The sequence below is a fragment of the Acinetobacter sp. ABJ_C4_1 genome, assembly GCF_044538495.1.
Classification (GTDB): domain Bacteria; phylum Pseudomonadota; class Gammaproteobacteria; order Pseudomonadales; family Moraxellaceae; genus Acinetobacter; species Acinetobacter nosocomialis_A.
Map to the genome: position 1 here is coordinate 58,690 of NZ_JBIUCQ010000014.1, position 21,939 is coordinate 80,628.

A 21,939-nucleotide genomic window follows, 5' to 3' on the forward strand; every position below is an offset into this window, starting at 1 on the left:
AAATCAGGACTAAATGATGAAATTGCTATCTTTTTTGAAGAATAAGGCTTTAGGTTCTTCTATTGATTATAAAATTCTTCCACGCAAAGTAAAATTTGACTGGAAAGATACCCCTGTAGACTGGATTCCAAACCAACCGTTTGCAAGTTATTTTATTAATGAAATTAATAATATCCTGCCTGCTGGAGAGTTCTGGTTCTGCCGACTTTATAACAAGGTTTTACCTCGTATTACCGATGAAAAACTTAAACAGGATGTTCAAGCATTTATTCGCCAAGAAGCAATGCATGCCAATGCACACACTTCTGCCAATAAAGAATATTTAAGCGCACGTAATATTGATATCCAGAGAAATCTGGACATTATGAATTATCTATTTACCACCGCTTTGGCAGATAAACCTTTTGACAAAGAAGTTCCTCAATTCTTGCAAGAGCAATGGGATTTATTTCGTTTAGGCGTTATTGCAACTGTTGAACACATGACTTGTGTACTCGGTAAATATGCGCTTTATAACAACCGTTGGGAGGAATTAGGCGCAGACCCTGAAATGGTCGATCTGGTTAAATGGCATGGTTCTGAAGAAATTGAACATCGCACCGTGGCTTTTGATTTATACCGTCATCTTGGTGGCGGATATATTCCACGTTACTACTTAAGCCTCGCAGTGATTGTACTGGTACTTGGATTATGGGTAGACGGCGCTGCACATATTATGAAGCAAGACCCTCGCTTTGCTGACGCTGCTAAGTCGAGATTTTTCCCAGCCTGGGTTGCTGTAGAGTGGTATAAAATTAGCCGAAAAGATAATCAGGTTTTACCAAACCCAATCTGGCTTATTGCTCAGCAAATTGACTACCTTATGCCTTGGTATGATCCGGTCAAAGAAGGCAGCACTGAAGACGCGGTAAGTTATTTATCTCAATCTCCAGCAGCAAAAAGAGCCGAGCTACAAGCCGCTTAAAAATAAAAAAAGCAGGATATAAATCCTGCTTTTTTTTATTTAGAGATCAGACACTGATATCTTTATCTTTTGTATATCGATCTACAACCACACTAATCATCATATCGCCCTGAACATTTACCACTGTTCTTACCGTATCAAGTAGACGGTCGATTGGAAGTAAGATTGCAATCGCTTCGGCTGGCAAGCCTACAGACTGTAAAACCATAATCATGGTAACCATACCCGCGCTCGGAATTCCCGGTGCTCCAAGTGATGCAATCATTGCTGTTAAACACACGACAATTTGCTGGGTCAGATTTAAATCTAGTCCTACTAGATTTGCCACGAACAGTGCAGCTGCTGCTTCATATAGTGCGGTACCATCCATGTTGAGCTGCGTACCTAATGGAATCACAAAACCCGCCGTTTGAGGACGTACGCCTAAGTTTTCTTGTGCGCATTTCATACTCAGTGGCATTGTGGCAGAGCTAGAGCTGGTTGCGAATGCAGTAATTAAAGCTGTACGTGTGCCTTTGAAAAAAGTCCAAGGACTCATACGACCAAAAATCCAAAGCAGTAATGGCAAAACAACAGCACCATGAAAAATAGTGGTTCCGGTTACCACAACGGCAAACTCTGCCAATCGACTTAATACTGAGATGTCTTCTGTAGCCATTAACTTAGCAAGTAATGCAAAAATTCCCAATGGCGCCAGCTTCATGACCCAGCCTACTAGCATCATCATCATTTCAAAAAACTGATGACTCAGTAAGCGGATACTCTTAAAACGCTCACCACCATGAACTAAAGCAACACCCACAAATAGTGCAAACACGACAACCGCTAGGACATTTCCATCACTAAATGCTTTAAATGGGTTAATTAAAGTATTTTGAATAAAATTCGTGAAGAAAGTTGCTGGGTTTAAACTATCTGGTGCCTGATAGCTTTGCATTGATGCCTGAAAAATTGAAATATCTACGCCTCGACCCACCTCAAATAAATGAGCACAGCTAATACCTAAAATTAAGGCCAAGGTAGTAGTGGTGATACAACATAAAAATGTGATTTTCCAAACGGGACCTAACTGCCCGCCTGCCTGTAAATTTGAAACTCCAACCACAATGGAAGTAAAAATTAATGGCACCAACAACATTTTAAGTAGTCCAATAAAAACATTACTTAATATGCCCAAGCCATATAAACTATGTTTTACAAAAGCAGTGTCTGGATACATGGTGAGTAGGAAGCCAAAGGCTAGACCTAAAATCGCGGCAATCAGAATTTGTGTATTTAAGTTCATATCAACATTATTTTTTTCAGTAGGCAATCCTTTTGCAAATATGACATGAGCTTGCTTTTCATTCGAGCAATTTTTTGTCACATCCTTTGAATTAAAAATAAAAAAGCCATCTTTTCGATGGCCCTTTATTATTTATTGCGTTTCAATTTCCCGCAAACGGATCAAACCCTCTTGCACCGTACTACATACAAGTTGGCCATTTTGCCACATACGGCCAAAATTCAATCCACGAGAAGCTGCACTAACCGTTGCCTCCATGTCATAAAGCATCCATTCATCAGCACGAAGTGGACGATGGAAATAAATGGCATGATCAATACTGGCACATTGCAAACTTGGAGAAATATAGCTTAAGCCATGTGGTCTTAAAGCCGTAGTCATTAAAGTGAAGTCTGAATAAAACGCCACAATTGCTTGGTGTAAAGCAATATCATCTAGCTGTTTTGGAATACGATCATGGGTACGAATATAGTGCGCATTAAACGGCGCTTCCGGCTGAGGCTGAAATGGATTGACCGGATCAATCGGACGAATTTCAACATGACGCTCACGCATGAAACTTGCACGGACATTTTCTGGTACAAAATTAAGAATACCTTCTTTCAGTTCACTTTCCGATTTTAACGTCTCAGGAGCTGGGTATTCTGGTTCTGAATGTTGGTAGTTCAAACCTTCTTCAGGATTGGCGAAAGACACCATTGCCGAGAAAATAACTCGTCCATGCTGGATTGCCCGAACTTGACGGCTGACAAAGCTTTTTCCATCACGCAAACGATCTACTTCATAGATGATTGGAGCATTAATGTCGCCACCATATAAAAAGTAAGCATGCATTGAATGCGCAGGACGGTCGGTTGTATAAGAGGCAGCACGTAAAGCCTGACCTAAAACCTGACCTCCAAAAACACGTTTACCGACCAAATTACGGCTAATTCCACGGTAAATATTTTCTTCAAGCTTTTCTAAAGTGAGCAGCTCAACCAGTTCTTGGGTTAACGCATTCATGAGAGATACCTTCATATTGCAGGCAAAATTGGTATTAAAGGACAGATGTGTAGAATCTATTGTGCCATAAAAAACTATTTGCACATGGAACAATCAGTCAACTTCTGACGAACATTGCCCTTAAAACAGCTAAAAATACGATTTTTAACGATAAAAAATGCCAAAAGCATTATAATTTATAAGAAAGTAGCATATTGTTTTTTTTAATAAATGCCTCAAAATAATTACCCTCTGCATTTGGTGCCGGGATTTGTCTTTAAGAAGTAGGAGTTCTTATGTCCAAGAGTGGGTTTGGTCAAATGTATCGTCGGCTTTCGAGTAAGCTACTTGACCTCGTGGTAACACCACATGTTCTTGGGGAAGTTCCTACTGAACCAGTATCAGAAACAGCGGAAACTGAAGCAAAGACTGAGCGCCAAAAAGTGGTGTGCTATGTCTTACAAAATCATTCTCGCAGTAATGCTTTAGTGGTGGATGGGGAAACTCGCCGTTTAAATTTAAAGCCGGCTTTAGATCCGTTAGTGATCGGTTCTCATCAGGAAAAAGCATCAGTTTTATTTTTACAGCACAATGATGAAAATAACCTGTTAAATCCCCCTCCTCATGCTTTTCCTCCGCGCTTAATTAAACTGATTGAAGTTTTACAGGCAAATCCTGAGCTCGACATAGAACTGGTACCAGTTACCGTTTTGTGGGGTCGCTCTCCAGATAAAGAAGACTCTTGGTTCAAGCTCTTGTTCTCAGATACATGGGCAACACCAAGTACAGTTAAGCAGCTTGTGAATATCGGTTTACATGGTCGCCAATCTTATTTGGAGTTCCATGAACCGCAGTCTTTACGTGATTTGGTTGAGTATGCTCAACAGCATTATCCAAACCTTTCACCAGCGACTTATATTGTTAGCACTTTAAATGACTATCTTGACCGTCAGCGTGAAGTGGTCTTAGGTCCTGACTTATCAGACCGCCGCAATGTCATGCAGTCAGTTGTAAAGTCTCGTGATGTGCAAGAAGCCATTCGACGCGAGAGTATTCGCGGCAAAATCAGCATGCTCGAAGCAGAACGTCGTGCGATTGGTTATGTCAATGAAATCGTATCTGACTATTCCCACTCAGCAGTTCGCTTTGCAGATTTAGCATTAACACGCCTATGGACTCAGCTTTATGACGGCGTAGAGGTTCACAACTTTAGTACTGTTCGTGAACTAGCGAAAGATTACGAAATTGTTTATACACCGTGTCATCGTAGCCATATTGACTACTTATTATTGTCTTATGTGATTTATAGACGTGGCCTAATGGTTCCGTATATTGCTGCTGGTGATAACCTGAACTTGCCTTTCGTAGGTCAGCTTTTACGTGGTGGCGGTGCCTTCTTTATTCGTCGTTCTTTCCGTGGCAATGGCCTTTACACCACTGTATTTAAAGAATATTTGTATAGTATTCTTTCTCGCAATACACCACTTGAATACTTTATTGAAGGTGGTCGTTCGCGTACAGGTCGTTTATTACCACCGAAAACCGGTATGCTTGCCATGACGGTTCATAGTCATTTACGTGGCCGTACAAAGCCAATTGTGTTTGTACCAACTTATATTGGTTATGAGCGCCTGATGGAAGGTTCGACTTACGTTGGCGAAATGCAAGGTAAGCCAAAAGAAGCTGAATCTATTTTTGGTATTGTTAAAACATTACGAAAAATTGAACGTATTTTCGGTAAGGTACACGTTAACTTTGGTGAACCCGTTTTTCTTGATGATTTGCTTAAACAGCATAATGCAGAAAATGTCTATATTGAGAAAAATGACGACCCAATTCCTCAAGCCGTTTCAGATGCTGTAAATAGCTCTGCACATGCAATTTTAGAAAATATTAACCGTGCGGTAGTCATTAACCCGGTTTCTTTACTCTCTATTATCTTACTTGCAACTCCAAAGCATACGCTTGATGAAGAAATCTGTATTAAGCAGCTTGAAGCTTACCGCAATTTAGCATCGAATTTCCCTTATGATCAGCGTACAGAAGTAACTCCGTTATCTGGCAAGGAAATTATTGCTTACGGCTTAAAGCTTAAATTGATTAAGCGTGTACAACATGCGCTTGGCGATATTATTGCGATTGAAGATAACCAAGCGGTTCTGCTCACATACTTCCGTAATAACATTTTGCATGCTTTCGTTTTACCTTCATTGGTTGCGTCGCTTGTTGAACATAACGGGAAAATCAGTCGTGCTGATTTAAGCAATGTCATCTATACGCTTTATCCATTCTTAAAAGCAGAACTATTCCTTAAATGGAAAAGCACTGAGCTTAAAGAACAGATTGAGCAATATGCAGATGCATTGGTTCAATCAAACCTTATTCAGCAAGATGACGAAGGCAACTTGATTAGCTCTGCACCAAATACTGAAGAGCATAATCAACTTGTAGTATTAGCAACACCTGTTAAGCAAAGTCTAGAACGTTATTACATGACTTTAGCTTTAATCACACAACGTGGTTCAGGCAATATCTCAGCAAAACAAGTTGAAGAGTTAAGTCATTTATTAGGACAGCGCTTGTCTGTTCTTTATGAGTTTAATTCTCCTGAGTTCTTTGACAAAGCACTGTTCCAAAGCTTCATTAAAGTTTTAACTCAGCAAAATTACATTCGCACAAATGACCAAGGCCAAATCGAGTTTGATGATAATTTCCGTCAAATGGCAGCAGGCGCACAGTTAGTACTTGATGAAGTAACGTTACAGATGTTGCAACACATCACGACCTTTACTGATGAAGAGTTAAAAGAAGCTCTTGAAGCAATGGCATCTCAACAAGCGAAACGTCGTTTAAAACGTAAAAAAGCTTAAAATTTTACTCAAAATAAAAGGCAACTCAGGTTGCCTTTTATTTTATCTACGCATTGAACATTCGAAATAACGTGGATCATCGATACAACGTAAACGCTTCATCAACTCAACAAAGTAAGCATCATAATATCCAGAGCGAACATATTGATTGCGTATTTTGGCCACCATAATGTCGTAGCTCTGCTTTTCGTAAAAAGAAACATCTACCCAATAATAGGCAGGTAAATGGTTTTCCCACTGTATCGCTCGATTCGTTAATAATTGGCTATTTTGCACAAACCAAGCCCGAATTTTTCGGCCAAAATTGGCAGGATAAGCTTGAGGCTTAATAATTAAATTTACTCCGAAATAAGCCAGTGGAAAGTTAATCACCTGAGTGTCTGGCCCAAAATCTTTTTGTAAGTTATAAGGTAAAAGCCCATAAATCGGTGCAGGCATAATATCGATTTTGTTTTGCTGAAATTGTGCAATCGCATTGGATAAATCGACATAGACTGGCTGCGCCCCTACACTTCTCACCAAAGCCTGCTGTGGCGGATTATTGGCTAACACCCCGACCCGTTGACCTCTAAGCTGTGCCACTTTCGATATTTTTTTGTTTTTCATGACCATATAGGCAGTTCCAACTGGAATCATACCAACCACTTCATAGTCTTGATTAATAAGTTTTTTCTCAATTGTAGGATGATTTAAAAGCTGTAATAAATTTCGAGCAGTCCTGTTATTAGGTATAAGGCCAATCCCTGAGCTACTTCCCATAAAATGATTGTATTGATACGTATTAAAGTTACTCGCTGCTAAACCTGAACATTTACCATCATCAAAAGCTTGAATGGCTTGCTGCTCTTTTTGATAACTGACAACTTTGAATTTGACATTATATTGCTGAGCATATAATCGGATGTCATTTAAACGACGCGTTATATCTCCTTGGGTACCCATAGGATCATATATACACCACAACTGATCCTCTGCCCAACTCGCAATAGACATTGCACTCAAAATAAGAGCTAAACAAAATTTCTTTACTTTCAACATTTTTATCTTTATCGGCAATTTATTTGCCTCTTCAGGTATTTCTATTGTTATTTAAAGTTTAGTCTAAATTTTGATTTGTACCATGAGCATTTAAACATAATAAATAGTCATTAAAGCAAATCGGGTGCTCAAGCTGAAAACCTGTTTCAAATAAATGTTTCGCATATATTTTTTTACCTGAGACATGAGCTGAATCTAAGGTAAGTAGCGGTAAGTCTAATTGGCTTTGAAACCAAAGAATGACTTCATGTAGAGGCACAGGGGCATTATTGGCAACAAGATAACTCTTATGCGGTTTTTCAAAATCGGCTAAAAATGCTAAAAACCTTGCTAAATCATCAATATGAATACGATTACTATAGTGAATATTTGGATAAGTTTCTGTGTTTTCAGCCATTCGTTTTAATCGGTCAACCGAAGCACCATAAATACCTGTAGGACGTACAATCACGCACTGTGACGGAAAATATTTCTGCCAAAGCAATTCCATATTATGAAGGATATGCCCTTGAGCATCATTCGGATGGATCTCACTATGATCATCAATTGCCTCACCAGAATTTTCACCATATACCCGCGTAGATGACACGACAATCAGTCTTTTGACTGGATGAGCTTTTAAAGCCTGACGAATAGGTTCAATACTGTCCACATAAGTATGTTGATAACCTTGAACTGTACTATCGTCCGGAGAAAGTAAAATATAAACTACATCTACAGGCGCAATTTCACTTAAATCGAGCGCAAAAATATCCTGTACGAGGTGTGTACCGTAAGGATCTGTTTTTTCAGTGCGGCTGATTGTGGTAATTTGATGTCCTGTCTCAAATAGTTGTTTAGCAACACGCTGAGATGTTTTACCATAACCGATAAATAATATATGCATAGAAAACTCGTTGAGGGGACATGACTTCAGTCCATCAGTTACAAGGCGTTGGATCGGCTTCAGCAGCCCTACTCGAAAAACTAAATATTTTTACCACAGATGATTTACTGTTTCATCTGCCCCGTGATTATGAAGATCGCAGTACTATTATTCCTATGAATCAATTGGTGGTTGGTCGTAGTTATTTACTCGAGGGTGAAGTCAAATCTGTTGATTTCCCTCCAGGTAAACGTAAATCTATGGCCGCATTAATACAAGATGAATTTGGTAAGGTGACTTTACGCTTTTATCATATTTATAAAAATTTAACCGACAAAATAAAACCTGGTAACCGTTTACGTATTTTTGGTGAAGTTCGCGTAGGTGCACGAGGGCTTGAGCTTTATCATCCAGAAATTCAGCTCATTAATGAACATACACCTCTGCCAAAAACACAGCTCACCGCAATTTACCCGAGTACTGATGGATTAACACAACCTAAATTACGCGAATATGTTAAACAGGCGTTGAAGCATCATAGTGATGCCTTGCCTGAGTTGCTCCCTAAGCAATATACAAATGGGTATGCTCTCAAAGAAGCTTTACATTACATTCATGAGCCACCTGTCGATGCCAATATGATTCAATTGGCCGAAGGATCTCACCCTGCTCAGCAGCGTCTTATTTTTGAAGAACTGGTCGCACACCAAATTAGTCTTCTCACCCGACGTGCTTATATTCGTCAAATTGCCTCACCCGCTTTTCCAAGTAGTAAAGTACTAGCAAAAAAACTATTAGAAGCTTTACCCTTTCAAATGACCAATGCACAAAAGCGTGTATCAAAAGAAATTTTAAGCGACTTAAAACAACACCAGCCTATGCTGCGTTTGGTACAAGGTGACGTAGGTGCAGGGAAAACTTTAGTTGCGGCAGTTGCAGCATGTCATGCATTAGAAGCAGATTGGCAAGTTGCATTAATGGCACCTACCGAAATTTTGGCAGAGCAGCATTATTTAAATTTTAAACGTTGGTTTGAACCTTTAGGCATTACGGTCGCTTGGTTATCAGGCAAACAAAAAGGTAAAGCGCGAGCACAAGCTGAACAACAAATTAAAGAAGGTCATGCCGAACTGATTGTAGGTACTCATGCCTTGTTTCAAGATAATGTAGGGTTTGCAAAGCTAGGACTTGTGATTATTGATGAGCAACATCGCTTTGGGGTAGACCAACGGTTAGCCTTACGTAATAAAGGCGCTGAACAACTAACTCCACATCAATTGGTCATGACTGCAACGCCAATTCCTAGAACATTAGCGATGAGCGCTTATGGCGATTTAGACACATCCATTATTGATGAATTACCACCAGGCCGTACACCAATTCAGACAGTCACGATTCCACTAGATCGTCGTGAAGAAGTGCTAAATCGAATTGCTACAAACTGCCGAGAAGGCAAACAGGCCTATTGGGTATGCACTCTGGTTGAACAGTCCGAAACTTTAGATGCTCAAGCCGCGGAAGCCACCTATCAAGAAATGAAAGAGCGCTTTCCTGAACTTAATATCGGTTTGGTTCATGGCAAAATGAAGGCTGATGAAAAGCAATCTGTCATGCAAGCATTTAAAAATAACGAATTACAGCTCTTAATTGCAACAACGGTCATTGAAGTAGGTGTAGATGTACCTAACGCTTCAATTATGGTCATTGAAAATGCTGAACGATTAGGACTTTCACAGCTACACCAATTACGTGGTCGTGTCGGACGAGGTGCAAAAGCCAGTTTTTGCGTTCTTCTTTATAAACCACCACTTTCACAAAATGGTCAGGAAAGACTTTCAATTTTAAGAGAAAGTAATGATGGCTTTGTGATTGCAGAAAAAGACCTTGAGCTAAGAGGTCCGGGTGAATTATTAGGAACAAAACAAACAGGTGATATGGGATTTAGAGTCGCGCGATTAGAACGAGATGACCATTTATTAAGTCAAGCGCATTATGTTGCACAACAAGTTCTAAAAGACTATCCAGAACAAGCTGATGCCCTCTTGAAACGCTGGCTTCCTGAAGCACCACGATATGCTTATGTTTAAGTTGTTCAATCCTCAATATCTTTTTCAATTATTGTCCCCTTGCCTGTTATGTGAAATAGGAACGCGGGGTAAGCACTCTCTTTGTAAAGAATGTTGGGAACAACTACCGTGGCTTAAGCAAACAGTCCAGCGCAATGATCAATCTGTTCTTGTGGCCTGTCATTATGCCTATCCAATTAACCGCATAATTCAGCAGTTTAAATATGAACAAAAATTACATTACCAAATCTTACTTGCTGAAATTTTACAGCAATTAAAATTTCCCAAGGTACAGGCCATAGTACCCATGCCTATTTCTAAACAGCGGTTAACGGAGCGAGGTTTTAATCAATCATTATTACTTGCCAAGCTTCTAAGCAAGCAATTAAGAATACCCGTTTGGCAGCCTATCCAACGCCTCAATGAGCGTTCACAAAAAGGGTTATCTCGACTCGAAAGATTTGAAAACATTGAACAGCAATTTGTTGCGATAACTCAAGAAAAACGACGCTACCGTCGTGTGTTGATTGTTGATGATGTGATCACAACAGGAAGTTCAATTTCCGCTTTAAGTCAGGCACTCAAACAGCTAGGTTGCACCTCTATTTATGCAAGCTGCCTAGCTGCTGCCTCATCTACATCGTATTAAAATAATCAAACTGTAGATAAGTTTTGCTCACACCATGGAATTACAATTTCTTTAGTTAATGGCGCAAGTTTGGTCTCGGAATCATTAAATTTCACCCACTTCATTTCAGCAATTTCAGCTGCAATTTGTGGAGATTGCTTTAATCGAACCAAATATAAATGGCTAATCAGCGTATGGTCCGGTTCATTAGCAGCTGCTGTCTCAAAACGCCCTATAAACTGTTCTATTACACACGGGCTGCCTATTTCTTCCAAAATTTCACGTTGTATGGCCGTTTCCGGAGCCTCATTTGGCTCCAGCTTACCGCCTACTTGCATAAAAGCTTGTGTATTACGCTTTCTAACAAGCAATAATTCATTGTGTTCATTTAAGATCACCGCAGCGGCGACCGTAATTATTTTCACCTATCTAACCTCGTTTATGGTTGAACGTCTGCATTAGCCCATTTTGGAGCTGGTGGTTGATATTGTTCAAATTGTTGAAGAATATCCTCAATTTTATCCGATGCGATCAATTTATCAGCGAATCGTGCTTGGCTAAAACCTTTATCTACAGTTCCTTGAACCATTTTAAGCAAATCTTCATAAAAGCCCGCTACATTTAGAAAAGCACACGGCTTTTGATGAATACCTAATTGCGCCCACGTCCATTGTTCAAAGATTTCTTCCAATGTACCTGCACCACCTGGTAAAGCAATAAAACCGTCCGACAGATCTGCCATTTTGGTCTTACGCTCATGCATATTCTCGACGACATATAATCTTGTCAGTCCGGGATGAGCTAACTCGCGATCGACTAAAGCACGAGGAATGACGCCAATGACCCGCCCACCGGCTTGCAAAGCACTATCAGCGACAACGCCCATTAAACCTGAACGGCCACCGCCATAAACGAGAGTTTTACCTTGTTTGGCAATAGTTTGACCGGTTAATTGAGCAATTTGTTGAAAGATTGGGTCTGAACCTAGAGATGAACCACAGAAAATGCAAATTGAATTCATAGTATAAAAACCGTTTTATTGAACTGTCATGCTGACAAACTAGACTATCGACAGAGTTTTTTTTTGCAAAATAGCGTATTGGCAAGTGTTTTTCGGCAAATCCTTGTCTAAAATACACCCATCGATTTCCATCAGACTGCGTGAGGAAAAAAGACACATGCTTGAAGCCTTTTATGCCACAGAACGCGGAAGTCTGGAAGATGCCACCATCAACGGTGGATTTGATCTACATCCCGAATTAGTATGGCTTGATCTAATTGCACCCTCTCAAGAAGAACAACAATGGGTCTTAGATGCCTACGATCAGAACTTACCTACACTAAAATCGCTAGAAGACATTTCATCTTCTGCTCGATTCTACCGTGATGATGACGGTATTTTGCATATCAGCACCTATTTTTTAACGAAAAATAAAAATTATCAGGTCGATGGTGATGCTGAAGAGTCATCGCATATGCTTGCCATGGTGCAAACCGTAGCATTCATTTTACACAAAGATCGCTTATTTACTTTGCGTGGTGAAAAGCTCGTTGCCTTTCGTGCATTTCGTGCCCGAGCTCGCCGTAATGACTATGAAATGGATTACAAAGATCCAACTTGGATTTTATTAGGCCTACTTGAAGCAAAGCTGGATGAGCTTGCGGATATCTTAGAAGATATCCACAAGGATCTAGAAAAATACTCTACTGAGGTTCTTAACAACCATCAACGTGAGAAGATTTTAGACCTTGATGACATGATTACCCGTTTGGCACAACAAGAAGACATGCTTGGAAAAGCACAACTTTGTTTAATTGATTTACGACGTGTCTTAACGTTTTTATCTCGTCCACGTGCCTTAGGCAGTCATATCTATGATGCAGATATTCGAGAGCTCAGTGAAGACGTCCGCTCGCTTGTAGAACATGATGCGTTCTTATTCCAAAAAGTACGATTCTTACTTGATACAACGTCTGGGTTCATTAACACCGAACAAAACGATACGATTCGTCGATTCTCGATCTTACCAAGTATGTTGGCACCACCAATGCTGATCGCAAGTATCTATGGTATGAACACTGAAGTATTGCCTTTTGCTCATGGTAAAAGTAGTTTTATCGCAGTCTTATTAATTATCGCTGGCTTTTTTATTGGCCCGATCATTTATTTCCGTTGGAAAAAATGGATTTAAAGTCTGTTCTTTTCCACCCATCCTTTATATAAAAAAAGCACCTAAATTTAGGTGCTTTTTTTGTTTTTGCATAGTCAGACCAAATGTAGATCTTCTTGCAAATGGCAAGCTTGAATGATTTTCAGCATCTTCTCTGGAACATTTTTAAAATGTAATCCAGACTTCTGTGGCGTCTGACGTAACCATTGGACTAATACCGCCAATGCTAACGTATTACCATGCTCAAGCTGTTTTAAATCAACAATTAGAGGAAAGCTTGTCTGCTTTTTAATAATTGCCAATCCAGCTTGGTATTGTTGTTCAGCATTTTCAAAATCGATTTTGCCTGAAACAACTAACTCTTGGTTAAGATACTGAACCACTCTTCACCTACTTATTTTTGTTTGTTCTGATTAACAGCAGCATCTGCATCAGGTTGGAATGTAGCAATTGCTTTATTTAAATCGCCACCATTACGCTTCACAGTTGCAGCAAACTGGTTGCGGAACTGTAAACCTAAATCAATACCAGAAACATTGATGTTACGGATTTTCCACTGCGAACCTTTGTCAGCCAACTGGAACGACACAGGAATTTTGTCGCCATTGTGGTTGAAGTCTAAAGTCACAACAGGGTTTTTACCTGCAGTCGCTTTATAAGGACGCATGGTGTAAGTCTGGTTTGTATACTTAGCAAATGCACTACCGTAATTCTCAATTAATGTATTACGGAAGTTTGTTTCAAACTGAGCACGCTGTGCAGCTGTACTATACTGATTTGTCGCATAAGTACCCATCACAATACGAGTGAACGCTTGTGAGTCAACATACGGATCTAAGTTCTGACGTATGATTGATTTAACCAAAGCAGGGTTGTTTTGCAACTTGGCATGATCTGTTTTCAAACGAGCAATCAAACCATCAGCAACACGCTTAATAAAATCAGGTGGTGCTTCTGAAGGTGCAGCAAAAGCTGTACCTGCAATCATAGTAGACAAAATACTTGCTGTCAGGGTTTGTTTAAACAACGTATTCACCTGGAACCACTCCTTCAAATAATCTCTTACTCAACAAATGACGGCTGTGCGCTGCTGTCAGTACTTGCAGGAGCTTTTTCTTCTGCTGAGGATGATGAACCAGCGGCAACTTTACCTGCGCCACCACCAGTAATAAATTTACTAATTAAATCTTCTAAATCCATCGTTCCTTGGGTGTTAGAAATTGTATCGCCACGTTTAAGGTAGTTAAGACCACCACCCGGTACGATTTTTAAATATTTCTCACCCAACAAACCATTGGTTGCAACCATTATATAAGCATCTTCATCAATACTGGTGATGGATGACATGTTACTGATCAGTTGCTGTTCCATTGTTTTTTGTTGCGCTGGCGTCGCTTGCGTATAATCAGAACTATAACGTAATTCGTCTAAAGCATTTTTTTGAACTTCTTTTAACTGCTGAGCATTAAAACTTGTCAGTTTTCCATCAAGGTCAAAAGTTACTGTAGCTAAACGTGTAACTGGATCAAGCGTAATTGAATCAACACGGCCAATTGTTACACCGCTCATCGTTACTTTAGCACGTGGTTTAAGTCCGTTAACGTTATCAAACTGAGCTTTCATGGTGTAACCTTCGCTCAAGTTTGTACCTACCAAACCACTTACTTTCATTGCTAAAAAGAATAAAGCGATACCGAAGATAATGACAAAGATACCTACGGCCAGCTCACTAGTACGTGATTTCATTAAATCCCTCCGAACATGACCGCAGTCAACACGAAATCAAAACCTAAAACACATAATGAAGAATATACAACCGTCCGGGTCATTGCCGTTGCAATGCCTTCAGGTGTTGGATCACATGCATACCCTTGGAAAACTGCAATCCATGTACAAAGTAAAGCAAATACAATGCTCTTAATGATGCCATTTACGACATCATGGCCAAATTGAACATTATTTTGCATACCACTCCAGAAGGAGCCTTCATCAACGCCAAGAAAGTCAACACCAACCAATTTACCGCCAACAATACCAATCGCAGCGAAGATAACAGTTAACATTGGCAAACTGACTATGCCAGCCCAAAGACGTGGTGATACGATTTGCTTTAAAGGATCAACACCAATCATTTCCATACTGGCAAGCTGTTCACTTTGTTTCATTGAACCAATTTCAGCAGTTAATGCAGAACCTGCTCGTCCAGCGAATAGTAAAGCAGCAACAACTGGTGCAAGCTCACGCAGTAGGGTTAAAGACACCATCGTGCCTAACATTGATTCACTACCCACATTGACCAATATTGAGTAGCCTTGCAATCCGAGTACCAGACCAATAAATAAACCTGATACCGTAATAATAAGTAAAGACATTACCCCTACACGATGCATTTGATAGACGAAACGCCCAAAACCGCCCGATGAAGGTAATGAAAAAATAATCTGTAAGAGCATCAGTGCCGCAACACCAATCCCTCTAATCCGCTCAATAACGAGTCTACCTAACCAGGCAATCGTATTCATGGACGAACCTCGTTATCTAAATAAGCTTGATGGCTAAACTGGTATTCAACCGGACCTTCTGCCGAGCCGGTTAAGAACTGTTTTACAAATGGCGAAGCATATTTTTGCAATTCTTCTGGCGTTCCTTCCCCTTGAATTTTCCCTTCTGCCACAACATAAATGTAATCGGCAATAGATAGGGTTTCAGGAACATCATGCGAGACAATAATGGTGGTTAAATCCAAAGCTTCTCGCAATGAACGTATGAGACGCGTTAAAACCCCTTTTACAATCGGGTCCTGCCCTGCAAAAGGTTCGTCATACATAATTAAATCTGGATCAAGTGCGATTGCACGAGCCAAAGCAACTCGTCGGTTCATACCGCCTGATAGCTCAGTAGGCATAAGCTGTTCTGTTCCACGCAGGCCAACAGACTCAAGCTTTAAAGCGACCAGTTCAGCAATCAGATTTTCAGAAAGCTTCGTATGCGCACGGATTGGAAAAGCGACATTTTCATAAACCGACATATCGGTAAATAAAGCGCCACTTTGGAATAGCATTCCCATACGCGCACGGGCTGCAAACAATTCCTGACGTGACATTTGAGCAATATCTTTACCATCAAGCAAAACTTCGCCTTGATCAGGAACAAGCTGTCCACCAATCAGACGTAATAAAGTCGTTTTACCCGTACCAGATGGTCCCATGATGGCCGTAATCTGGCCTCGACGTATATTTAAACTAATATTGTCATAAATGACGCGTTCCCCTCGGTTAAAACTCAAGTTTTTCACTTCAATGAGTGACTGAGTCGAGAGAGGAGTTTTATTATTCATAATGGCAATCATTCCTGCACTTTTATGCCCGCATACTATAACACTGAATTTTGGGAATCTTGTTGTAATTTTGACAAAAGCAAAATCAGGCTCATTTATAAATATGAGCTAGATTTTAAAAAGAAATTTATTGATTGAGAACTTGAAACTGATCTACGAAATGGCCAGTTAACAAAGCATACGCAAAATAGATTCCATTACACAAAGCGAGTGCAATAAAAAGGTATGGCAAACCACGTTGAAGTAATAATTTACTCAACCATGCCAATGGAGTCTCTTTTCGCTTACTTTTACGCATTATTACAATAAATGTTGAACTATTTCACACTTTGTTATTTTATAACAAAACTGAAAAATAAAAAAGGCCAGTATGTTAACTGGCCTTTTTTTTAAATCTTTTTAAGATTAACGGTCGAATTTACGACGCGGTTTATCATCAAAACTACGACGTGGACGATCTTCACCACCGAAGCTACGTTTTGGACGATCTTCGCCACCAAACGCTGGACGCTCACCACGTGGTTTGTCGTCAAAGCTACGACGTGGCTTGTCATTAAAACCACCTTCACGACGTGGACGGTCTTCGCCACCAAAACTACGTTTTGGACGGTCACCGAAACCACCTTCACGACGTGGTTTATAGTCTACGCGGTTACCACGGTTATCATCATTTGAATCAAAACGAGGCTTATCGTTAAAACCACCTTCACGACGTGGGCGATCAGAGTTGAACTCGCGACGTGGACGGTCTTCACCACCAAAGCTACGTTTTGGACGGTCTTCAAAACCACCTTCACGACGTGGACGATCTGAATTGAACTCGCGACGTGGACGATCTTCAAAACCACCCTCACGACGTGGGCGATCAGAATTGAACTCGCGACGCGGACGATCTTCACCACCGAATGGACGATCACCACGTGGTTTGTCATCGAAGCTGCGACGTGGACGGTCATCACGACCACCTTCACGACGTTTGAAGTTGCTTTCGCCTTCAAAACGACGACCACCGCCAAAACCGCCACCACCACGACGACCATCACGACCACCGTTGCCGCCACGACCGCGACCACCACCATCACGACCTGAACGTGCAGGAGGTGGAGATGGCTCTAAGCCTTCAATTTCAGAAACACTTAAACGAGCTTCTAAATATTCTTCAAGTGCACGAATCTTACCGCGTTCACGATAAGTCGCTAGAGTAATCGCTTGACCTGTACGACCCGCACGACCTGTACGACCAATACGGTGTACGTAGTCTTCGTGCTTCATTGGTAAGCCGAAGTTAATTACGTGAGAAATAGTTGGTACGTCAAGACCACGAGCAGCAACGTCAGTTGCAACTAAGATCTTCGCACGACCTTCACGGATACTACGTAAACGACGGTTACGAACCGTTTGTGGCATTGCACCGTGAAGTGCAACAACTGAATGACCTGCTTCTGCAAGTTCTTCAGCCAACATATCAGTGTCTTCTTGAGTGCTTGCAAAAACTACAGCTTGATCTAAGTTTTCATCACTTAACCAGTGAGTAAGTAATTTTTTCTTGTGCTCAAAGCCATCAGTCCAATGCAATGTTTGCGTAATATCTGTATTGGTTGAATGACCTGTTTCAATTGCGATACGCATTGGATCTTTCATCATGCATGCTGCAAGACGAATAATACGATCAGCAAATGTTGCAGAGAACATTAATGTTTGTTTACGGTTAGCCGCTAATTCGCTAATTGCTTCTAAGTCTTCAGAGAAACCTAGGTCAAGCATACGGTCCGCTTCATCAACGATTAAAGCATCTACTTGGTCTAATTTAATTTGACGACGATTTACCAAGTCAAGTAAACGACCTGGTGTTGCAACAACAACTTGCGCGCCTTTTAACTGTTGGATTTGTTTAGCAAACGGCATACCACCCATGATGGCAGCAATACGAACACCTTTCATGTGACGTACAAATGCGATTGCATCTTGGCTTACTTGTTGCGCCAATTCACGAGTTGGTGAAATTACTAAAATATTCGGTTGTGTTACAGCTTTCATGCGTTCTTTGAACGGAACGAAAGTTTCTTGACCTGCCAAGTTATTTAATGTCGGCAACAAGAATGCAGCAGTTTTACCAGAACCAGTCTGGCTAGAAACTAAAAGGTCTTTACCTTCTAAAGCTGCAGGAATAGATTGTTCTTGCACAGGAGTCGGGGTAGTAAAACCTAAACCTTCAAGCGCTTGTTGTAAGGTTTCATGCAAAGAAAATTCGGCAAAAGTTTTGCTCATAGAGAGTTTCACCCTAGTGGGTGCTCCATTTTTAATAAGTACAAAATAGACATCGGCACAAAGCGGCAAAGCAAAATTAGCTGAACCTTATTATTCAGCGGCAATCCGAGTAACGACGATGTGGATTAAACGCACGCTTGATTACGGCCGAACCTGAAGAATCGCTGAGCGATCGGGGCGCAAGAAATGGTCCTCTCTATGGACAGCGTGCGCTTACAATGAATAGAACAGAATGTTCAGGTAATGAACGGAAATTTAAGTGCGTGGGCGGATTATAGCAGAAAGAATTTAAAAGTCATGTGTTTTAATCAACTTTATCGTTATTTCTACTATTATTTGTATTTTACCGATCATTAAAAAGTTAAAACCCTCTATAAAAAGAGGGTCTTAACATTGAAAGCATTTCTAAATTATTTTGCAGCTTTGTCCCAAGCAGGAACAACTGTTTGCATTAATGGCTTTAACATTTTAAGTGAACATGCAATCACTTGACCATTTTCAAGTGAATCATTTCCACCACGAGCATCAACCACTACACCGCCCGCTTCTTTAATAATAAGCTCACCAGCAGCGATATCCCATGGTTTTAAACCAAGTTCGAAGAAACCATCGAAACGACCAGCAGCAACATAAGCTAAGTCGAGAGCAGCTGAACCACCACGACGGATTTGAGCACCCGCTTGAGTCACAGCTAATAATGAAGCAAAGTGCTGCTCTGCATAAGATACGATTTCACCAGCACGTTTAGCACGGTAAGGGTGACCTACTGCCAAGAATGTATTTTCTAAGCTATCTTTTACATTTACACGAATACGGCGTTGGTTCATTACCGCACCGCGACCGCGACTTGCAGAGAACAATTCGTCACGTACAGGATCGTAAATTACGCCGTGTTGAGTAACGCCTTTATGTTGAACTGCAATAGAGATACAGAAATGAGGGAAACCATTAATAAAGTTTTGCGTGCCATCAAGTGGGTCAATTACCCAGCACCAGTCTGCATCATGGCCTTTGCCTTCTTGCAAACCGAACTCTTCACCTAAGAAGCTATGGTTTTTATAACTTTTACGTAACGTATCAATCGTTAATTGTTCTAAATAACGATCTACACGTGTTACCGGGCCATCAATGCCTTTCTCTTCAACTTGCAAATCGAGTTTATGACGATTTTGATGCGCTTTTAAAAGCTCTTGACCAACTGTTTGAGCCGCACGCGCAGCCATAACCACCATAGGTTCCATTGAACACCCACTACAATACAAATTTGAAGATTTTGACAAAGAATAATGCATAAAAGCGCATACATTTTAGCAAATGAATGCGCTTTATGGGAAAAAATGTTTCAAAAATTTTATTAAAGGCTTAAACCACCTGATTTTGCTTAAGCCAAGCTCTCTCAATTGAGTTCAAAATACCCTTAGCATCTAGACCACAATCTTGCAGCATTTGATTATGCGAAGCCTGATGCAGGAATGAGTCTGGCAAACCTAAGTTAATGATAGGTCTCACAATTTGCTCTTGTGCCATAAACTCATTCACCGCACTACCTGCACCACCCATAATCGCGTGTTCTTCAACTGTTACGAACAAATGAGTATGTTCAGCCAAGTCTCGAATCATTTGTTCATCAAGCGGTTTTACAAAGCGCATATTTACGACACGCACACCGACATCATGTTTTTGTGCAAGTTGCTCGGCAGCTTCTATAGCAACCATGACACGGCTACCAAATGCTAGAACTGTAATTTGCTCATCACTATTTGGTTTAATTTCTGCAACGATTTCAGCTTTACCTAATTCAAGAACAGTCATTTCTTTTTGAATTTCGACACCAACACCTGCACCACGTGGATAACGTACTGCAGCAGGGCCATTATAGGCATAAGCTGTATGAAGCATTTGACGACATTCATTTTCGTCTTTTGGTGCCATAATCACCATATTCGGTACAGTACGCATATAGGCATAGTCATATGCACCTGCGTGTGTTGGGCCATCTTCACCCACTAAACCAGCACGGTCAATCCCGAAAGTTACATCAAGATTTTGTAATGCAACATCATGAATAAGTTGATCGTAACCACGCTGCAAGAATGTCGAATAAATTGCAACAACAGGTTTTAGTCCTTCACATGCCATACCAGCTGCAAGTGTTACAGCATGCTGCTCTGCAATGGCGACATCAAAGAAACGTTGTGGGAATTGCTTGGCAAACTTAACCATGCCCGAGCCTTCACACATGGCAGGCGTGATCGCAAGCAAACGCTCATCTTGAGCAGCTTCGTCACATAACCACTCACCAAAGACATCGGAATACTTTGGTGGTGTTTTCCCACCTGAAGCAGCATTAATTTTACCAATCGCGTGGTAAGTAATTGGGTCAGCTTCCGCTGGAGCAAAGCCTTTGCCTTTTTTAGTATAAACGTGAACTAAACGTGGGCCTTTACGTTTTTTAAGCGCATTGAACACTTGAACCAACTGAGTGACGTCGTGCCCATCAAATGGTCCAAAATAATCAAAACCAATTGCTTTAAATAGATTATCTGCTGCATCGGTTGCTGATTGGTGTAACCGAGAGTTATAGGTCCATTTTGGATGTGGCTGAATATAAGCCTCACCATGTTCATCTACATTGACTAAATGACCTTTTTCCCAAATTGCAGCTAAATGCTTAGCAAAGCCGCCAGTACTGCAAGAAATTGACATGTCATTGTCATTAAGTACAACAATCAAGTCAGCATCATGTGCGACAGCATCGTTCATGGCTTCAAAAGCCATGCCTGCAGTCATTGCACCATCACCCACAATACAAACAACTTCACATGGATCATTTTGATAGCGGCGTGCAAGTGACATACCCAAGCCAGCTGAAATAGCTGTTGATGAATGCCCTACCCCAAAGGTATCAAAAACTGATTCTTCTCTAGCAGGGAAAGCTGCTAAACCATTTTTTGAACGGATAGTTGTAATTTGTTCACGGCGACCAGTCAGGATTTTATGTGGATATGCTTGATGTCCCACATCCCAAACTAAACGGTCATTTGGTGTATTAAAGCAATAATGCAGCGCAACCGTCAGCTCAACCACGCCGAGGTTAGCACCGAAATGGCCACCACTCTGGCCTGCTGCATATAAAATATATTGACGCAACTCATCAGCCACTTGAACCAGTTGGCTATGCTCGAGCTGACGTAATTGTTGAGGATGATCAATTGCATCTAACAATGGCGTAACAGGGCGTTGAGTTGGAATTTCGGTATACAACATATGTGGCAAAGCCTTTATAAGCCTGGCAAATCCTAAGCTGGGTCAAAATGGGTCGATCATACAATCGAATGAAGTCACCTTCAATCAGCCACATTTGCGAACGAGATCATGCAAAGCAGTCTCTCATACATTATGGGTATGGTTGGCAGATTATCCTGAATAATCTGACTATTTATCAACTATTATCGTCTTCTTT

Annotated in this window: 19 protein-coding genes; 5 read left to right on the forward strand and 14 right to left on the reverse strand. The window is 40.8% G+C overall.

Annotated features, from left to right (window positions below; genetic code table 11):
- Window positions 1-13: 13 nt before the first annotated feature.
- A complete protein-coding gene (locus tag ACIF8R_RS15230) occupies window positions 14-964 on the forward strand; it encodes a metal-dependent hydrolase (RefSeq protein ID WP_145849731.1) in 951 nt (316 codons plus the stop codon).
- A 46-nt stretch (window positions 965-1,010) separates the two neighbouring features.
- Here the strand turns inward: ACIF8R_RS15230 and ACIF8R_RS15235 are convergent, their stop codons facing one another.
- Window positions 1,011-2,276 (reverse strand): dicarboxylate/amino acid:cation symporter, encoded by a 1,266-nt coding sequence (locus ACIF8R_RS15235; protein ID WP_396481704.1) that lies wholly within the window; start codon window positions 2,274-2,276, stop codon window positions 1,011-1,013.
- A gap of 105 nt (window positions 2,277-2,381) precedes the next feature.
- Window positions 2,382-3,254 (reverse strand): acyl-CoA thioesterase II, encoded by an 873-nt coding sequence (locus ACIF8R_RS15240; RefSeq protein WP_004705360.1) that lies wholly within the window; start codon window positions 3,252-3,254, stop codon window positions 2,382-2,384.
- A gap of 275 nt (window positions 3,255-3,529) precedes the next feature.
- Between ACIF8R_RS15240 and plsB the strand changes: the two genes are divergently transcribed.
- Window positions 3,530-6,103, forward strand: coding sequence for a glycerol-3-phosphate 1-O-acyltransferase PlsB (gene plsB, locus ACIF8R_RS15245; protein ID WP_396481651.1), 2,574 nt, complete (start codon window positions 3,530-3,532; stop codon window positions 6,101-6,103).
- A gap of 42 nt (window positions 6,104-6,145) precedes the next feature.
- Here plsB and ACIF8R_RS15250 read toward each other — a convergent pair whose 3' ends face one another.
- Window positions 6,146-7,141: a putative solute-binding protein gene (locus ACIF8R_RS15250; protein WP_396481653.1), complete on the reverse strand. Its 996-nt coding sequence runs from the start codon at window positions 7,139-7,141 to the stop codon at window positions 6,146-6,148.
- 58 nt (window positions 7,142-7,199) lie between these two features.
- Window positions 7,200-8,027, reverse strand: a complete 828-nt coding sequence (locus tag ACIF8R_RS15255) for an NAD(P)H-binding protein (protein ID WP_396481655.1) — start codon at window positions 8,025-8,027, stop codon at window positions 7,200-7,202.
- A 20-nt stretch (window positions 8,028-8,047) separates the two neighbouring features.
- Between ACIF8R_RS15255 and recG the strand changes: the two genes are divergently transcribed.
- Both recG and ACIF8R_RS15265 read left to right on the forward strand, forming a co-directional pair.
- The gene (gene recG, locus ACIF8R_RS15260; RefSeq protein ID WP_396481657.1) at window positions 8,048-10,093 is read left to right on the forward strand and encodes an ATP-dependent DNA helicase RecG; all 2,046 of its coding nucleotides are present in this window, start codon (window positions 8,048-8,050) and stop codon (window positions 10,091-10,093) included.
- Window positions 10,086-10,721 (forward strand): ComF family protein, encoded by a 636-nt coding sequence (locus tag ACIF8R_RS15265; protein WP_396481659.1) that lies wholly within the window; start codon window positions 10,086-10,088, stop codon window positions 10,719-10,721. The genes recG and ACIF8R_RS15265 overlap by 8 nt, the downstream gene beginning before the upstream one ends.
- A 5-nt stretch (window positions 10,722-10,726) precedes the next feature.
- On the opposite strand, the gene ACIF8R_RS15270 is transcribed toward ACIF8R_RS15265, so the two are convergent.
- Both ACIF8R_RS15270 and ACIF8R_RS15275 read right to left on the reverse strand, forming a co-directional pair.
- A complete protein-coding gene (locus ACIF8R_RS15270; RefSeq protein WP_263614662.1) occupies window positions 10,727-11,125 on the reverse strand; it encodes an NUDIX domain-containing protein in 399 nt (132 codons plus the stop codon).
- A gap of 14 nt (window positions 11,126-11,139) precedes the next feature.
- Window positions 11,140-11,721, reverse strand: coding sequence for a TIGR00730 family Rossman fold protein (locus tag ACIF8R_RS15275; RefSeq protein ID WP_263614663.1), 582 nt, complete (start codon window positions 11,719-11,721; stop codon window positions 11,140-11,142).
- A 157-nt stretch (window positions 11,722-11,878) separates the two neighbouring features.
- Here ACIF8R_RS15275 and ACIF8R_RS15280 point away from each other — a divergent pair, with 157 nt between their 5' ends.
- Window positions 11,879-12,892 (forward strand): magnesium and cobalt transport protein CorA, encoded by a 1,014-nt coding sequence (locus ACIF8R_RS15280; protein ID WP_263614664.1) that lies wholly within the window; start codon window positions 11,879-11,881, stop codon window positions 12,890-12,892.
- Window positions 12,893-12,966: 74 nt separating this feature from the next.
- Here ACIF8R_RS15280 and ACIF8R_RS15285 read toward each other — a convergent pair whose 3' ends face one another.
- The 8 genes from ACIF8R_RS15285 to dxs form a co-directional block, all read right to left on the reverse strand.
- The gene (locus tag ACIF8R_RS15285) at window positions 12,967-13,254 is read right to left on the reverse strand and encodes a lipid asymmetry maintenance protein MlaB (RefSeq protein WP_000250997.1); all 288 of its coding nucleotides are present in this window, start codon (window positions 13,252-13,254) and stop codon (window positions 12,967-12,969) included.
- Window positions 13,255-13,265: 11 nt separating this feature from the next.
- Window positions 13,266-13,907, reverse strand: a complete 642-nt coding sequence (locus ACIF8R_RS15290; RefSeq protein ID WP_263614666.1) for a phospholipid-binding protein MlaC — start codon at window positions 13,905-13,907, stop codon at window positions 13,266-13,268.
- Between the two features lie 26 nt (window positions 13,908-13,933).
- Window positions 13,934-14,617, reverse strand: a complete 684-nt coding sequence (locus tag ACIF8R_RS15295) for an outer membrane lipid asymmetry maintenance protein MlaD (RefSeq protein WP_263614667.1) — start codon at window positions 14,615-14,617, stop codon at window positions 13,934-13,936.
- On the reverse strand, window positions 14,617-15,393 hold the full coding sequence (gene mlaE / locus ACIF8R_RS15300; RefSeq protein WP_002061269.1) for a lipid asymmetry maintenance ABC transporter permease subunit MlaE: 777 nt from the start codon (window positions 15,391-15,393) through the stop codon (window positions 14,617-14,619). Before mlaE ends, ACIF8R_RS15295 begins: the two co-directional genes overlap by 1 nt.
- Entirely contained in the window at window positions 15,390-16,208 is an 819-nt protein-coding gene (locus tag ACIF8R_RS15305) for an ABC transporter ATP-binding protein (RefSeq protein ID WP_263614668.1), read from the reverse strand. Before ACIF8R_RS15305 ends, mlaE begins: the two co-directional genes overlap by 4 nt.
- Before the next feature lie 405 nt (window positions 16,209-16,613).
- The gene (locus ACIF8R_RS15310; RefSeq protein WP_311069750.1) at window positions 16,614-18,476 is read right to left on the reverse strand and encodes a DEAD/DEAH box helicase; all 1,863 of its coding nucleotides are present in this window, start codon (window positions 18,474-18,476) and stop codon (window positions 16,614-16,616) included.
- A 410-nt stretch (window positions 18,477-18,886) separates the two neighbouring features.
- Window positions 18,887-19,717 carry an inositol monophosphatase family protein gene (locus ACIF8R_RS15315; protein WP_000433617.1) on the reverse strand — a complete coding sequence of 277 codons (831 nt, stop codon included), beginning with the start codon at window positions 19,715-19,717 and terminating at the stop codon, window positions 18,887-18,889.
- A gap of 121 nt (window positions 19,718-19,838) precedes the next feature.
- Window positions 19,839-21,743 carry a 1-deoxy-D-xylulose-5-phosphate synthase gene (dxs, locus tag ACIF8R_RS15320; RefSeq protein ID WP_396481661.1) on the reverse strand — a complete coding sequence of 635 codons (1,905 nt, stop codon included), beginning with the start codon at window positions 21,741-21,743 and terminating at the stop codon, window positions 19,839-19,841.
- Between the last annotated feature and the right edge of the window lie 196 nt (window positions 21,744-21,939).